At 63.9% G+C, this 14,443-nt stretch carries 15 protein-coding genes; 10 read left to right on the top strand and 5 right to left on the bottom strand.

The annotated features are described in order from the left end of the window. The 5 genes from modB to JKP78_RS23770 form a co-directional block, all read right to left on the bottom strand. Entirely contained in the window at positions 1-681 is a 681-nt protein-coding gene (gene modB, locus JKP78_RS23750) for a molybdate ABC transporter permease subunit (protein ID WP_170030438.1), read from the bottom strand. Then, positions 681-1,439 carry a molybdate ABC transporter substrate-binding protein gene (gene modA, locus JKP78_RS23755; protein WP_200627855.1) on the bottom strand — a complete coding sequence of 253 codons (759 nt, stop codon included), beginning with the start codon at positions 1,437-1,439 and terminating at the stop codon, positions 681-683. The genes modB and modA overlap by 1 nt, the downstream gene beginning before the upstream one ends. 185 nt (positions 1,440-1,624) lie before the next feature. Further along, a complete protein-coding gene (locus tag JKP78_RS23760) occupies positions 1,625-2,713 on the bottom strand; it encodes an NAD(P)H-dependent flavin oxidoreductase (RefSeq protein ID WP_200627856.1) in 1,089 nt (362 codons plus the stop codon). A 41-nt stretch (positions 2,714-2,754) separates the two neighbouring features. Next, positions 2,755-2,925, bottom strand: coding sequence for a hypothetical protein (locus JKP78_RS23765; protein ID WP_170030435.1), 171 nt, complete (start codon positions 2,923-2,925; stop codon positions 2,755-2,757). Positions 2,926-2,932: 7 nt separating this feature from the next. Then, positions 2,933-3,235, bottom strand: a complete 303-nt coding sequence (locus JKP78_RS23770; protein ID WP_004375922.1) for a DUF1883 domain-containing protein — start codon at positions 3,233-3,235, stop codon at positions 2,933-2,935. A 160-nt stretch (positions 3,236-3,395) separates the two neighbouring features. On the opposite strand from JKP78_RS23770, the gene JKP78_RS23775 reads away from it, so the two are divergent. The 10 genes from JKP78_RS23775 (at position 3,396) to ahpF (ending at position 14,391) form a co-directional block, all read left to right on the top strand. Further along, positions 3,396-3,755 (top strand): hypothetical protein, encoded by a 360-nt coding sequence (locus tag JKP78_RS23775; protein ID WP_170030434.1) that lies wholly within the window; start codon positions 3,396-3,398, stop codon positions 3,753-3,755. 77 nt (positions 3,756-3,832) lie between these two features. Further along, complete coding sequence (locus tag JKP78_RS23780; protein ID WP_200627857.1) at positions 3,833-4,483, top strand: c-type cytochrome; 651 nt, start codon at positions 3,833-3,835, stop codon at positions 4,481-4,483. Beyond that, a complete protein-coding gene (locus JKP78_RS23785) occupies positions 4,480-5,394 on the top strand; it encodes a c-type cytochrome (RefSeq protein ID WP_200627858.1) in 915 nt (304 codons plus the stop codon). The genes JKP78_RS23780 and JKP78_RS23785 overlap by 4 nt, the downstream gene beginning before the upstream one ends. Positions 5,395-5,690: 296 nt before the next feature. After that, positions 5,691-6,530: a UTP--glucose-1-phosphate uridylyltransferase GalU gene (galU, locus tag JKP78_RS23790; RefSeq protein WP_013973181.1), complete on the top strand. Its 840-nt coding sequence runs from the start codon at positions 5,691-5,693 to the stop codon at positions 6,528-6,530. Between the two features lie 96 nt (positions 6,531-6,626). Then, positions 6,627-7,982, top strand: a complete 1,356-nt coding sequence (gene gorA, locus JKP78_RS23795) for a glutathione-disulfide reductase (protein ID WP_200627860.1) — start codon at positions 6,627-6,629, stop codon at positions 7,980-7,982. A gap of 230 nt (positions 7,983-8,212) precedes the next feature. Further along, positions 8,213-8,704, top strand: coding sequence for a fimbrial protein (locus tag JKP78_RS23800; RefSeq protein ID WP_186687109.1), 492 nt, complete (start codon positions 8,213-8,215; stop codon positions 8,702-8,704). Between the two features lie 62 nt (positions 8,705-8,766). After that, positions 8,767-9,504 (top strand): fimbrial biogenesis chaperone, encoded by a 738-nt coding sequence (locus JKP78_RS23805; RefSeq protein ID WP_186687112.1) that lies wholly within the window; start codon positions 8,767-8,769, stop codon positions 9,502-9,504. A 13-nt stretch (positions 9,505-9,517) separates the two neighbouring features. Further along, positions 9,518-11,998 carry a fimbria/pilus outer membrane usher protein gene (locus JKP78_RS23810; RefSeq protein WP_234454698.1) on the top strand — a complete coding sequence of 827 codons (2,481 nt, stop codon included), beginning with the start codon at positions 9,518-9,520 and terminating at the stop codon, positions 11,996-11,998. 140 nt (positions 11,999-12,138) lie between these two features. Then, complete coding sequence (gene ahpC, locus JKP78_RS23815; RefSeq protein WP_054884952.1) at positions 12,139-12,702, top strand: alkyl hydroperoxide reductase subunit C; 564 nt, start codon at positions 12,139-12,141, stop codon at positions 12,700-12,702. A 126-nt stretch (positions 12,703-12,828) separates the two neighbouring features. Continuing rightward, entirely contained in the window at positions 12,829-14,391 is a 1,563-nt protein-coding gene (gene ahpF, locus JKP78_RS23820) for an alkyl hydroperoxide reductase subunit F (protein ID WP_200627864.1), read from the top strand. Positions 14,392-14,443 lie beyond the last annotated feature (52 nt).

Genomic DNA, 14,443 nt, shown 5'->3' on the forward strand with positions numbered 1-14,443 from the left:
TCAGCTCCAGCCAGCTTTGCCGCGCCGTCCGGCGTACAGCATCAGCAGCACCAGGAAAGAGAACAGCAGCATGGCGCCAGCCAGCCAGTGCGCTTGCGAATAGGCCATGGCCTCGACATGGTCGAAGATCTGCACCGAGACCACCCGGGTCTTGTCCGGGATATTGCCGCCAATCATCAATACCACGCCGAACTCGCCCACGGTATGGGCAAAGCCGAGGATGCTGGCAGTGATGAAGCCTGGGCGGGCCAGTGGCAACACCACGTGGACGAAGCTATCCCAGGGGCTGGCGCGTAGCGTGGCGGCCACTTCCAGCGGGCGCTGGCCGATGGCGGCGAACGCATTCTGCAACGGCTGGACCACGAACGGCATGGAGTAGATCACCGAGCCGATCACCAGGCCGCTGAAGCTGAACACCACGCTGCCCAGGCCCAGCGCCTGGGTCGCCTGGCCCAGCCAACCTTGCGGGCCAAGGGCGATCAGCAGGTAGAAGCCGATCACCGTGGGCGGCAGCACCAGCGGCAAGGCCACCAGCGCGCCCACCGGGCCGCGCAGCCACGAGCCCGTGCGCGCCAGCCACCACGCGATCGGCGTGCCGACGATCAGCAGGATCAGGGTGGTCAGGCTGGCCAGTTTCACGGTCAGCCAGATGGCCCCCAGGTCAGTGGCGTCCAGCGGCATCAGATTTCATAACCGTAGGCTTTGATGATCGCCGCGGCCTTCGGGCCTTTCAGGTACTCGACCAGGGCCTTGGCGGCGGGGTTGCCCCGGCCTTTTTCAAGGACCACTGCGTCCTGGCGAATGGGCGCGTGCAGGGACGATGGCACGATCCACGCCGAACCGCTTGCAAGCTTGCCATCCTGGTAGATTTGCGACAGGGCGACGAAGCCCAGCTCGGCGTTGCCGGTGGAAACGAACTGGAACGCCTGGGTGATGTTCTGCCCCTCGACCAGCTTGGGCCGGGTGGCCTCGGTGAGTTTCAGCTTGTCCAGCACCTGGACGGCGGCCAGGCCGTAAGGCGCGGTTTTCGGGTTGGCGATGGCCAGGTGCTGGTAGGCGTTGTGCTGCAGCACCTGGCCTTGGCTGTCGACATAACCAGGCTTGGCTGACCACAGGGCCAGGGTGCCGATGGCGTAGGTGAAGCGCGAACCTGGAACGGTGGCCTGTTCCTGTTCGAGCTTGGCCGGTGTGCTGTCGTCGGCGGCGAGGAATACCTCGAACGGGGCGCCATTGCTGATCTGGGCGTAGAACTGCCCGGTGGCGCCATAGGCGGCGATCAGCGTGTGGCCGGTGTCGTGCTGAAAGTCCCGGGCGATAGCCTGCATGGGGGCGGTGAAGTTCGCTGCGACCGCAACCTGGACCTCGGCGGCCCAGGCTGTGTTGAGGGTGAGCAAGCTGGCCAGGGCGGTGGCAGCCAAGTGGAGAAGGCGGGTACGCATGAACGCAGCTCCTTGGGCTTATCGTTATATCCTCAACTATATAGCGATAGGCAGTGGGCCTGGAAGGGGGCATCGGCAGGCCCGGCCTGTTCGCCGGTAAATCCGCCCCCACCGGTACTGCACAGCGTCCGAATGTTGTGATGGCCCTGTAGGTGCGGGTTCAGCCGCAATGAGGCCGAGCCTGCCTACGAGAAGGCCGGCCGCCCGACCACGGCCAGCGCTTTCTCGGCAATTTCGCGGGTCAACTGGCCTGCCGGGCGGTGCTGGCCCAGGCGCAACGCTTGCCCCGACCACAGGTTGCTGAAGTCGCTGTTGCCCTGTGGCTCGGTGATCGCCCGTAACGGCATCAGTGCACCACCGGCCAGCGGGAAGCGCGGTGCCAGTTCGCTCATCGGCCCCAACTCGCGCATGATGCGGTTGTTGATGCCGCGCGCCGGGCGGCCGGTGAACAGGTTGGTCAGCGCTGTGTCGCTGGCGGGTGCGCTGTCCAGTGCCTGGCGATGCCCCGGCGAGACCTTGGCCTCGGGGCAGAACAGGTAAGCCGTCCCGATCTGCACCGCCGAGGCACCCAGGGCCAGCGCTGCGACCAGGCCGCGGTGGTCAGCGATGCCGCCAGCGGCAATCACCGGTACGCTGACCGCATCGGCCACCTGCGGCACCAGGGCGAAGGTGCCGATCTGGCTGGTGATGTCGTCGCTGAGGAACATGCCGCGATGGCCGCCAGCTTCATAGCCCATGGCGATGATCGCATCACAGCCATGGCCTTCCAGCCATACCGCTTCTTCCACGGTAGTGGCGCTGGACAGCACCTTGGCACCGCTGGCCTTTACCCGTTGCAGCAGCTCGCGCCGGGGCAGGCCGAAGTGGAAACTCACCACCTCCGGGCGCAATTGCTCGACCAGTTGGCAGCTCTGCTCATCGAAAGGCGCGCGGTTGGACACGGGGGTGGGGGCTGCGAAATCCGCACCCACTTCCTGGTAATACGGTTCGAGTGCCTGCTTCCAGCGTGCATCGCGCTCGGCATCGGGCGCTGGCGGCTGGTGGCAGAAGAAGTTCAGGTTCAGCGGCCGGCCCGGGCAGCCGGCACGGAAGGCGGCGATTTCGGCGCGCACCTGGTCACCTGTGAGCATGGCGCAGGGCAGGGCCCCCAGCCCACCCGCAAGGCCCACGGCAATGGCCATGGGCGCACCGCTGGCGCCCGCCATCGGCGCCTGGAGAATGGGCAGTTCAATGCCCAGCAGGTCGAGGATACGGCGGTCGGGCCAGTGGCTCATGCGGTTCTCCTTGCACGGGCGAGCGGTGCGGCGGGGGGCGGTTACAAGGCTTTGCTGACCTGGATGTCGCTGATCTTCTCGGCGTCTTCGCCGTGGATCTTGCGCAGGGCTTCCAGGGCTTGCTCGAGGGAGGCGTCGGGCATCTGCGCGAAGTCCCAGCGGCGCTGGCCGTCGAGTTTGTATTTGATGACGTACTTGATGGTCTGGGTCATGGTGGCCTTACCTGAGTTTCGACGACGAACGACGGACGATCTTGATCTTGTGGGTCAAGGTTGGCTTGCGGGTCACCGAGATCGGGCGCGTGGTCACGGTATCGATGGTGATGTTCCAGAAGCCGGTACTGGGCACGGTGATCTTCGCCGGGAATTTGTCGAAATGGCCGCCGTGGTAGGTGTGACGGCCGCCGTTCTTGAAGCTGCGGAAGTTGGCGTCGTTCATCAGGCGGATGTTGCAGCGCTGGGAGCACTCGATGACGACGATGTCGTCCTCGTTCAGGTGCTCGCGCTGGTGTACGAATTTCATGTGATGCTCCGCAAGGATTGGTTCTGCAAAGGCAAACGATACCACGATGTCGGGTTACACTGCCGCGCTGTTCGGCCAGGCGCAGATAAATCTGCCAAAGCAGGGAGCAAAACCGCCTGGTCGTGGTCGAAGCGGATTCTTGATGGCAGAGGTGCTGCAAATGAAGTGGATGGTGGCGGCGTTGTCGCTGACGCTGGGTGGCTGCGTGAGTGTCGCGGAGCTGGAACAATCGCATGAAACGCTGGACGTTATTTCTGGCAAGTCTCCGCGCGCCTATGCCGATTGCGTCAAGCACAAGCTGGCCGATACGCGTGACCCGCTGCAGGAAGAGCAGCGTGGCGATGGCCTGCGCCTGATCGTGCCGCAGAAGCTCAGCGCGGGCGCGGGCCCGGCGGCGCTGGTAGACATCGACAAGCGTGGCAGCGGCAGCAGCATCAAGCTGCACGAACGGCTGAACAACTTCCCGCTGCGCCTGGGCGACGTGCGCACTGCGGCCACCCAATGCATCTCCGGGAGTTGATCCAGGGCAACTGATCGTGCTCCTTTTGCTTATATGTTTTGGGCCTAAGCATATAACAATAGAAAAGGAGATTCGTGATGACACCCTTGAGACGTGTCGTGGTCGGCAGCTTGCTGATCCTGGCCTGGCCTGCCGCGCATGCCGCCGATGGCCAGAAGGTGTTCACCCAGGGCGGGGCCAACCCCGCCGCCATGGCTTGCCTGGGTTGCCATGGCCCGGACGGTAAGGGCATTGCCGCTGCCGGCTTTCCGCGCCTGGCCGGGCTGCCGGCCGGCTACGTGCGCAAACAGTTGCATGACTGGCGCAGCGGCAGCCGCAAGCAGCCGGTGATGGAGCCGTTGGCCAAGGCGTTGAGCGATGATGAGATCGACGCGGTCAGCAGCTACCTGGCCAGCCTGCCGGCCAGCCCTGCCGGCGAACTGCGCCGTCAGCAGATCGCCAATGACCCCACCACCCGCATGGCCCTGTACGGCGACTGGAGCCGGCAGATCCCCGGCTGCGTGCAATGCCACGGCCCGGGCGGCAGTGGCGTTGGCGAGCACTTCCCGCCCTTGGCTGGCCAGCCCGCCAGTTACCTGATGGCGCAGCTCAACGCCTGGCGCGATGGCAGCCGCAGCAATGACCCCAACCAGTTGATGGTCGGTGTGGCCAAGGCCATGACCGATGCCGAGGTCAAGGCCATTGCCGAGTTCTTCGCCCGCCCCGCCAGCCAGGAGGTCACGCCATGAAACCGCTGCTGCCAAGCTTGTTGCTGCTGGCCATGGGCAGCGCCCAGGCCGCCCAGATCGCCATGGAAGACCAGTCGCAATTGAAAGTGCCAGGCGTGCAGGCCGCGCCGCAGTTCGTGCCGCCTGCCGAAAGCGACTTGCCCGACAATGCCTTCGGCAAGATGGTGCGTGAGGGGCATGCATTGTTCGTCGATACCCGTCGGCTGATGCCTGGGGCCGTGGGCAACGGCATGAACTGCAGCAATTGCCACCTCGACCAGGGCCGGCTGGCGCATTCCGCGCCGATGTGGGGGGCGTACCCGATGTACCCCGCATACCGCAAGAAAAACGACAAGGTCAACACCTACGCCGAACGTATCCAAGGGTGTTTCCAGTTCAGCATGAACGGCAAGCCGCCGGCCGCCGACAGCCCGCAGATGACGGCGTTGGCAGTGTATTCGTACTGGTTGTCGACCAAGGCGCCAACGGGCGTGGAGATTGCCGGGCGCGGTTACCCGGAGGTGGCGCAGCCCAAGGGCGGCTACGACTTCACGCGTGGCCAGCAGGTGTACCGCGAGCAGTGCGCGATCTGCCATGGCGACAATGGCGAAGGGCAGAAGGTGGCCGGCGAATACGTGATGCCGCCGCTGTGGGGCAAGGACTCGTACAACTGGGGGGCCGGGATGCACCGCATCAACACGGCGGCGTCGTTCATCAAGTACAACATGCCGCTGGGCAAGCCGGGCAGCCTCAGCGACCAGCAGGCCTGGGACGTGGCGGCCTGGATCAACCGTCATGAACGGCCGCAGGACCCGCGGCTGGTGGAGGGCTCCATCGAGAAGACACGGTTGAAGTTCCACGCCAACGACGGGGTGAACCTGTATGGGCAGCAGGTGGACGGGGTGCTGATCGGCCAGGGCAGCGGTAGCTGATGGCCTGTACCGGACTCGTCGCGGGTGGGCCTGCTGCGCCCCGGGGCTGCACAGTTTCGAAGGCTGTTGCAGTATCCTGGCAGCGGGCTCAACCGCGAGGAGGCCGGTACGCTCGAACGCCACTGCTGCCCTCCAACGTTCATGTATGACAGCAATATTTACGTTCCCTTGGAACTATCTACACTGGGTTATCTCTATCTTCCCAACGGTCGGCCAGCGGTAGGGCATTGTAAGGTGACTGCCGCCTGATTAGACTGCGCCGAATTCCACAGGCCTAGCCTTTTGTAAGGACGTATATGATCAAAAAATGCTTGTTCCCGGCAGCCGGTTACGGCACCCGCTTCCTGCCTGCTACCAAAGCCATGCCCAAGGAAATGCTGCCGGTGGTCAACAAGCCACTGATCCAGTATGGCGTTGAAGAGGCACTGGATGCCGGTCTGAACGAGATCTCCATCGTCACCGGGCGCGGCAAGCGTGCCCTGGAAGACCACTTCGACATCAGCTACGAGCTGGAAAACCAGATCAAGGGCACCGACAAGGAAAAATACCTGGTCGGTATCCGTCGCCTGCTCGACGAGTGCTCGTTCTCCTACACCCGCCAGACCGAAATGAAAGGCCTGGGCCACGCCATCCTCACCGGCCGCCCGCTGATCGGCGACGAACCGTTCGCCGTGGTGCTGGCGGACGACCTGTGCGTCAACCCGGAAGGTGACGGCGTGCTGACCCAGATGGTCAAGCTGTACAACCAGTTCCGCTGCTCGATCGTCGCCATCCAGGAAGTCGACCCGCAGGAAACCAACAAGTACGGCGTGATCGCCGGCGACATGATCCGTGACGACATCTTCCGGGTCACCAACATGGTCGAGAAGCCGAAGCCGGAAGACGCCCCGTCCAACCTGGCGATCATCGGCCGCTACATCCTCACCCCGGATATCTTCGATATCATCGCCAACACCGAGCCGGGCAAAGGTGGCGAGATCCAGATCACCGACGCCCTGATGCAGCAGGCGCAGAACGGCTGCGTGATTGCCTACAAGTTCAAGGGCAAGCGTTTCGACTGTGGTGGAGCCGAAGGCTACATCGACGCAACCAACTTCTGCTTCGAGAACTACTACAAGACTGGCAAGGCTTACTGACAAGCCTGCTGGCCGCAAAGCCACCCTTCGGGGTGGCTTTTTTGTTTGCGGCCGCCAACGGCGTTATGCTGGGCGCCTGCCTAGGAGACTGAATGCATGGCCTACGATTTTGATCTGTTCGTGATTGGCGCCGGGTCCGGCGGTGTGCGTGCGGCGCGCTTTGCCGCTGGCTTCGGCGCGAAGGTGGCGGTGGCCGAAAGCCGCTACCTGGGCGGTACCTGCGTCAACGTCGGCTGCGTGCCAAAAAAACTGCTGGTGTACGGCGCGCACGTAGCCGACGAGCTGGAGCAGGCGGCAGGTTTCGGCTGGACCCTTGAAGAAGGGCACTTCGACTGGGGAACGCTGATTGCCAACAAGAACCGGGAAATCGAACGCCTCAATGGCATCTACCGCAACCTGCTGCTCAACAGCGGGGTCACCCTGTTGCAGGGCCATGCGCGGCTGACCGGTGCCAATGAAGTGGAAGTGCAAGGCCAGCGCTACAGCGCCAAGCATATTCTCATTGCCACCGGTGGCTGGCCACAGGTGCCGGACATCCCCGGCAAGGAATTGGCCATCACCTCCAACGAAGCGTTCTACCTCAAGGACCTGCCTCGCCGGGTGCTGGTGGTCGGCGGCGGTTACATCGCGGTCGAGTTCGCCGGCATTTTCCACGGCCTGGGCGCCACCACCAGCTTGCTGTATCGCGGCGATCTGTTCCTGCGTGGCTTTGACGGCTCGGTGCGCACCCACCTCAAGGAAGAGCTGGAAAAGCGCGGCCTGGACCTGCAGTTCAACGCCGACATCCAGCGCATCGACAAGCTCGAAGATGGCAGCCTCAAGGCCACCCTCAACGACGGCCGCGAGTTGCTCGCCGATTGCGTGTTCTACGCCACCGGCCGCCGGCCGATGCTCGACAACCTGGGGCTGGAGAACACCGGCGTGGAACTGGACGCGCGCGGCTTCATCCGGGTCGATGATCAGTACCAGACCACCGCAGCGTCGATCCTGGCCATCGGTGACGTGATCGGCCGCGTGCAGCTCACCCCGGTGGCCCTGGCCGAAGGCATGGCCGTGGCGCGGCGCCTGTTCAAACCTGAGCAGTACCGCCCGGTGGATTACCGCAACATCCCCACCGCTGTGTTCAGCCAGCCACCGATCGGCACCGTGGGCCTGAGCGAAGAGCAGGCTCTGGAAGCCGGGCACAAGGTGCAGATCTTCGAAAGCCGCTTCCGCGCCATGAAGCTGACCCTTACCGACATCCAGGAGAAGACCCTGATGAAGCTGGTGGTGGATGCCGAGACCGACAAAGTGCTGGGCTGCCACATGGTCGGCCCGGACGCCGGCGAGATCATCCAGGGGCTGGGGATTGCCCTCAAGGCCGGCGCCACCAAGCAGCAGTTCGACGAGACCATCGGCGTTCACCCGACTGCCGCCGAAGAGTTCGTTACCCTGCGTACCATCACCCGCTGATGGCACCCGGTGGGAAGCATGGTCTCGTCTGCACGTGGTCATGCTTCCTACCTCGAGGGGGCAATTTTCAACTCCCCGACTGCTGAGTCAGCCTACATTTTTACCGCGTCACCTTACTGATACTGCACCGCGCCGCATCCAGCGGCAGGGGCCCGGCAGCCAATGCCTGGCCATTTCCATGAGTAAAGAAGGTGACTATGAACTCGAAGTCGTTGCTTGCAGGTTGCTGCATGCTGTTCTTGTGTGCGCAGGCAGCACAGGCCGATTATGGCCAGATCAGCCTGGACGGCCTGGTAGAGGCGCCAACCTGCCAAATCAATGGTGGTAACGGCAACCTGCCGGTGTCGTTGCCAGCGGTGAACGCGGCACTGCTTGCCAGCCCCGGTCAAACCGCCGGAAATACGCCCTTCCAGCTGAATCTCAGCAATTGCTCCCCGGGTGTTACCCAAGTGTCGACCTATTTCGAATCTGGCCCGACCATCAGCCCGGAGGGGCGCCTGATCGTTGATGCAGGCGGTAGCGAGAATGTCCAGGTGGAGCTGCTCAACGATAAGCAGGCACCAATGAACCTGGCGGCGCCAAAGGGCTCGCAGAATTCGCAGGTGGTACCGATCGTCAGCGGTAATGCGACATTGCGTTACACCGCACGCTACTACTCCACCGGTGGCACCACGCCTGGCCTGGTGGCAACCCGCGTGCAGTACTCGCTGGACTACCCATGACATTTCTCTGAAGGCGGCCCGCTCCAGGGCTGCCTTTTTCAACGTTCCTGAGCATCTTCATCATGCGTTTCTTCTCCAACGCCGTGCGGTGCGGCTGGTTGCTGGCCGTCTGCCTGGTATCGCCGCCGCTTGCCGCCAATGTGGTCATCGCCAACACGCGGGTTGTGTTTCCTGCCGATCAGTCCGAAGTCACGGTCAAACTGAGCAATGTCGGCAGCACGCCCTCGCTCGTTCAGGCCTGGGTCGACGATGGTCGGCCCCAGGCTCGGGTGCAGGACCTGCAGGTGCCGTTCGACGTGATGCCCGCCATGTTTCGCCTCGATGCAGGCAAAGGCCAGAGCCTGCGGCTGTTTCATGGCGGAGAGGCAATGCCCGCCGACCGCGAGAGCCTGTATTGGCTGAATGTGCTGGACGTGCCCCCCAAGGGTTCGGGTAATGCCCTGCAGGTGGCGCTGCGCTCACGCATCAAATTGCTGTATCGGCCGGCAGGGCTGCCGGGGAAGGCCGTTGATGCCCACCGCCGAGTCACCTGGCAGTTGCTGCGTGAAGGCCAGCAATGGGTGCTGACGGCCAGCAATGGCAGCCCTTATGTGGTCAACCTGGCCAGGGTGACCGTGGAGCAGGCCCGCCAGTCTCCACTGCAGCTGGGCCCCAACCACGTGCTGCCGTTTGCCAGTACCCGTTTCAGCCTCGAGCGCCTGGCCGGGGAGTCAACCGTTCGACTGCACTACGCCTTCATCGATGACTACGGGGCGGTGCGTGACGCACCGCAAGCGGTGACCGTGCACTTGGCAAATTGAGGCGCAGTGCAGGATGGGTCAGCCATTGCGATTCAATCTTCGTTGCCGTTCTACCGCGGGTGTGTTGCTGGGCTTGCTCGCAACCCCGGCAAGCGCCGTCGAGTTCGATGCCGGATTGCTCCGCCAGGGAACCTCAGCCGACCTGCGCCGCTACGAGCAAGACACGACAGTGCCAGAGGGCCGGTACTCTCTCGATGTGATGCTGAATCAGCAGTGGCTCGGGCGCCATCATGTGCTTTTGCGGGCGCCGGGGCCAAGTGGTCAGGCGACACCTTGCTACAGCGAAACCTTGCTACAGAAGCTGGGCGTGGACCTGCGCCGCCTTGGCCGTGAGAGCACCGACCTACTCGCCCAGGATGAAGCCTGCGCAGGGCTGGGCAGCATCGTTGCAGAGTCCCGTGAAACGCTGGATTTCGCCAACTTGAGGCTGGACCTGAGTATCCCGCAGCAGGCCTTGCAGCGCCTGCCCGGCGGGTACCTGCCGGCGGAAAACTGGGACAGCGGCATCACTGCCGGCTTTTTCGACTACCGCCTGAACCTGTATGAGCAGCATGATCTTGAACAGGGCAATGCCACGCGCCAGGCTTATTTGGGGGTACGTTCCGGGTTCAACAGCGGCCGCTGGTACTGGCGCCACGAGGGCAGTTGGCAGGCTTCCTCAGGTATCGCCTCGCGTTATCAAACCACGGCCACATCGGTGCAGCGGGATATTCCCGCCTGGGCTGCGCAGTTGACCATCGGCGACAGCTATAGCGGCTCGGAGGTATTCGAGGGCACCGCCATGCGCGGCATGCTGCTGGGCAGCGACCAGCGCATGTTGCCGGAGCAGCAACGTGGCTTTGCCCCCGTGGTGAGAGGCGTCGCCAACAGCGTCGCGTTGATCAGCATTCGCCAGCGCGGTGTGCTGATCCATGAATCCACCGTCGCGCCGGGGCCGTTCGAAATCGACAACCTGCACGCCAATGACTTGAACGATGACCTGGAGGTGACGCTGCGCGAGGCCGATGGCAGCGTACGCACTTTCATCCAGCCCTATGCGGCTGCGCCACTGGCACTGCGCCCTGGCGCAAGGCGGTTTGAACTGGCCAGTGGCGTCTGGCGCCAAGCGTATGGGCGCTCGGGCCCAGGCTTTGTGCAAGGCAGTTGGCAGCAAGGCCTGGACAATCATTTGAGCGTACACGGCGGTACCTGGTTGGCCGAGGATTACCTGGCCAGTGCGATGGGGATTGCCCTGAACACCGGGCTGGGGGGCCTGGGCCTGACCGGATATCACGCCAGCGCCGAGCCTGCCGGCCATCGCCGGGTGCGTGGCCAGGCCTGGCGCTTGAGCTGGCGTCAGCGCATGAGCGCTACCGATACCGACCTTAGCGCGACACTGATCCGCAGCGAGGGGCCAGGCTATTACAGCTTCAACGACTACGCCCGCGCGATGGAGGGTGCGCGGATCGACCCGCTACGTTGGCAGGCCGGCCTGGGGGTGGATCAGCCCGTAGGGGCGCGCGGCGGTCGTTTCACGTTGCGCGCCAGCCTGCGACAGCGTTGGGCCAGCAGAGGCCGTAGCGAAAGCTACAGCGTTGGCTACAACAACCACATCGGGACGCTCAGCTATGGCATCAGCCTGAGTCGTGAGCAGGCTGTAACCGGCCATGCCGTCGACGCCCTCATGTTGAATGCCAGCCTGCCGCTTGGCGAGCGCCGCCGGTCCTCGCTCAGTACGGCGTTGAACAGCGACTCTCGCAGCCAGGGCAGCGCCAGCGTTCGTTGGCAAGGCGTGTCCGGTGAACATGGCCAATGGGGCCATGGGCTGGCGCTGGTGCGCCAGGAAGGCGAGCGGGCCGACAGTGGCTTCGACGCCACCCTGCAGCACCGTGGGGCGAGTGGCGATATCCAGGGGGCGTTGTCGAGCCGGCGTGGCTATCGCCAGGCAACGCTGGGGGCGCAAGGCGCCGTGGTCGCCCATGCCGGTGGCCTGATCACCGCACCGCCGCTGGGCGAGAGCTTTGCCATCGTGCATGCGCCCGGCGCCGATGCTGCGCGCCTGCGCCAGCACCCGCAGGTCAGCCTCGACCGGCGCGGTTACGCAGTCATACCGGCGCTGGTGCCTTACCAGGTCAATACGGTCGAACTCGAACCCAAAGGCATGTCCCGCGATACCGAGTTGCAGCTGACCGCTCAATCGGTGGTGCCACGCGCCGGTGCTGCCTCGTTGCTGCGTTACCCGACGCGCAGCGGTCGCCAGTTCACCCTGCGGGCGCGTTTCGAGGATGGCAGTGCGCTGCCGTTCGGCGCGCTGGTGTTTGCCGGGCAGGCCACCGAGCAGGATGAGTTGGGAATGGTCGGGCAGGGGAGCCGCCTGCATGTGCGCACCGACAGGGATGCCGGCACGCTACTGGTCAAGTGGGGGGACGCACCGGATGAGCAATGCTCATTGGCCTACCAGCTGGCCGACAGTCAGCCGCAGCGGGTGCACATTTGCAGGCGCGGGGAGGCTTAGAAGCCAAAGCCTCTATCGAGGCCGGCGCTTTATAGCCAAAACCAATGACGCGCATGAGGTTTGCCAATGAGCCTAATCACCGACCAGCGGTTAGGATTCTCTCCGTCAACTGATTCCAACCCCATGAAGGAGCGTCTCTCATGCCCATCATCAACAGCCAGGTCAAACCGTTCAACGCCACCGCCTACCACAAGGGCGAGTTCGTCCAGGTCAGCGAAGCCGACCTGAAAGGCAAGTGGTCTGTCGTGTTCTTCTACCCGGCCGACTTCACCTTCGTCTGCCCGACCGAACTGGGTGACCTTGCTGACAACTACGCCGAGTTCCAGAAGCTGGGCGTGGAAATCTACGGTGTGTCCACCGACACCCACTTCACCCACAAAGCCTGGCACGACACTTCGGAAACCATCGGCAAGATCCAGTACCCGCTGATCGGTGACCCGACCCACGTCATCTCGCGCAACTTCGACGTACTGATCGAAGAAGCCGGCCTGGCCGATCGCGGTACCTTCGTGATCAACCCGGAAGGCCAGATCAAGATCGTCGAGCTGAACGACGGTGGTGTAGGCCGCGATGCTGCCGAACTGCTGCGCAAGGTGAAGGCCGCCCAGTACGTTGCCGCCCACCCGGGCGAAGTGTGCCCGGCCAAGTGGAAAGAAGGCGAAGCCACCCTGGCGCCGTCGCTGGACCTGGTCGGCAAGATCTAAGTCCGTGAGCAAACCGTGGGCGGTGAGCAGCCGCCAAAGCTGAACCCTCTACCGCCCCGTAGAAACGCCCGGGCGCCATCGCCTGGGCGTTTTTGTATCCGAGTTTTGAAAAAGGAATCGCCCCGTATGTTGGACGCCACGCTTAAATCGCAACTGAAAACCTACCTGGAGCGGGTCACCCAGCCGATCGAGATCGTTGCTTCCCTCGACGACGGCGCGAAGTCCCGCGAATTGCACGACCTGCTGGTGGAGATCGCCGGCCTGTCGAACCTGATTACCCTGCGCGTGGATGGTGATGACGCCCGTCGTCCATCGTTCTCGCTCAACCGCCCGAATGGCGAGATCAGCCTGCGCTTTGCCGGCATCCCCATGGGCCACGAATTCACCTCGCTGGTGCTGGCCCTGCTGCAAGTCGGCGGCCACCCGTCCAAGGCCAGTGCCGAAGTGATCGAGCAGATCCAGGCACTGGAAGGCGAATTTACCTTCGAAACCTACTTCTCGTTGTCGTGCCAGAACTGCCCGGACGTGGTCCAGGCGCTGAACCTGATGGCCGTGCTCAACCCCAACGTGCGCCATGTGGCGATCGACGGTGCGCTGTTTCAGGCCGAAGTGGAATCGCGCAAGATCATGGCGGTGCCGAGCATCTACCTGAACGGCGAAGTGTTTGGCCAGGGCCGCATGGGCCTGGAAGAAATCCTCGGCAAGATCGACAGCAACGCCGGTGCTCGTCAGACCGAGAAGATCAACGCCAAGGATGCCTTCGACGTGCTGGTGGTCGGTGGTGGCCCCGCCGGCGCCTCGGCAGCCATCTATGCCGCACGCAAGGGCATCCGCACCGGTATCGCCGCCGAGCGGTTCGGCGGCCAGGTGCTCGACACCCTGGCCATCGAAAACTTCATCTCGGTGCAGGAAACCGAAGGGCCGAAACTGGCCACGGCCCTGGAAGAGCACGTCAAGCAATACGACGTCGACATCATGAACCTGCAGCGCGGTGAAGCGCTGATCCCGGCCACCGATGGCGGCCTGCATGAAGTACGCCTGGCCGGTGGTGCCTCGCTCAAGGCCAAGACCGTGATCCTGGCCACCGGTGCGCGCTGGCGCGAAATGAACGTGCCCGGCGAGCAGGAATACCGCGCCCGTGGCGTGGCCTACTGCCCGCATTGCGATGGCCCGCTGTTCAAGGGCAAGCGCGTGGCGGTGATCGGTGGTGGCAACTCGGGCGTGGAAGCGGCCATCGACCTGGCCGGCATCGTCGCCCAGGTGACCCTGATCGAATTCGACAGTCAGCTGCGTGCCGATGCGGTGCTGCAGCGTAAGCTGCACAGCCTGCCGAACGTCAAGGTGATCACCAGCGCGCTGACCACCGAAGTGTTGGGTGATGGCGAGAAAGTCACCGGCCTGCGCTACCAGGACCGCACCACGGAGCAGCAGCACGAGGTGGCGCTGGAGGGTATCTTCGTGCAGATCGGCCTGCTGCCGAACACCGACTGGCTGAAGGGCACCGTCGAGCTGTCGCCGCGTGGCGAGATCATCGTCGACGCCAAGGGCCAGACCAGCATCCCGGGGGTGTTCGCTGCCGGTGACGTGACCACGGTGCCGTACAAGCAGATCGTGATTGCCGTGGGCGAGGGCGCCAAGGCTTCGCTGGCGGCCTTCGATCACCTGATCCGCACTTCGGCACCGGCGTAAGCCTGGGCCGGCCTCTTCGCGGGCAAGCCCGCTGCCACAGGTACTCCACACT

This window comes from Pseudomonas sp. LAM2023 (genome assembly GCF_016620375.1).
Classification (GTDB): Bacteria; Pseudomonadota; Gammaproteobacteria; order Pseudomonadales; family Pseudomonadaceae; genus Aquipseudomonas; species Aquipseudomonas anuradhapurensis.

Coding starts and splice junctions, on each gene's coding strand:
- JKP78_RS23770 (WP_004375922.1), bottom strand. CDS start 3,235: ATGAAATTCGTACACCAGCGCGAGCACCTGAACGAGGACGACATCGTC.
- galU (WP_013973181.1), top strand. CDS start 5,691: ATGATCAAAAAATGCTTGTTCCCGGCAGCCGGTTACGGCACCCGCTTC.
- JKP78_RS23805 (WP_186687112.1), top strand. CDS start 8,767: ATGCGTTTCTTCTCCAACGCCGTGCGGTGCGGCTGGTTGCTGGCCGTC.
- gorA (WP_200627860.1), top strand. CDS start 6,627: ATGGCCTACGATTTTGATCTGTTCGTGATTGGCGCCGGGTCCGGCGGT.
- ahpC (WP_054884952.1), top strand. CDS start 12,139: ATGCCCATCATCAACAGCCAGGTCAAACCGTTCAACGCCACCGCCTAC.
- modB (WP_170030438.1), bottom strand. CDS start 681: ATGCCGCTGGACGCCACTGACCTGGGGGCCATCTGGCTGACCGTGAAA.
- JKP78_RS23775 (WP_170030434.1), top strand. CDS start 3,396: ATGAAGTGGATGGTGGCGGCGTTGTCGCTGACGCTGGGTGGCTGCGTG.
- JKP78_RS23800 (WP_186687109.1), top strand. CDS start 8,213: ATGCTGTTCTTGTGTGCGCAGGCAGCACAGGCCGATTATGGCCAGATC.
- ahpF (WP_200627864.1), top strand. CDS start 12,829: ATGTTGGACGCCACGCTTAAATCGCAACTGAAAACCTACCTGGAGCGG.
- JKP78_RS23785 (WP_200627858.1), top strand. CDS start 4,480: ATGAAACCGCTGCTGCCAAGCTTGTTGCTGCTGGCCATGGGCAGCGCC.
- JKP78_RS23765 (WP_170030435.1), bottom strand. CDS start 2,925: ATGACCCAGACCATCAAGTACGTCATCAAATACAAACTCGACGGCCAG.
- JKP78_RS23760 (WP_200627856.1), bottom strand. CDS start 2,713: ATGAGCCACTGGCCCGACCGCCGTATCCTCGACCTGCTGGGCATTGAA.
- modA (WP_200627855.1), bottom strand. CDS start 1,439: ATGCGTACCCGCCTTCTCCACTTGGCTGCCACCGCCCTGGCCAGCTTG.
- JKP78_RS23780 (WP_200627857.1), top strand. CDS start 3,833: ATGACACCCTTGAGACGTGTCGTGGTCGGCAGCTTGCTGATCCTGGCC.
- JKP78_RS23810 (WP_234454698.1), top strand. CDS start 9,518: ATGGGTCAGCCATTGCGATTCAATCTTCGTTGCCGTTCTACCGCGGGT.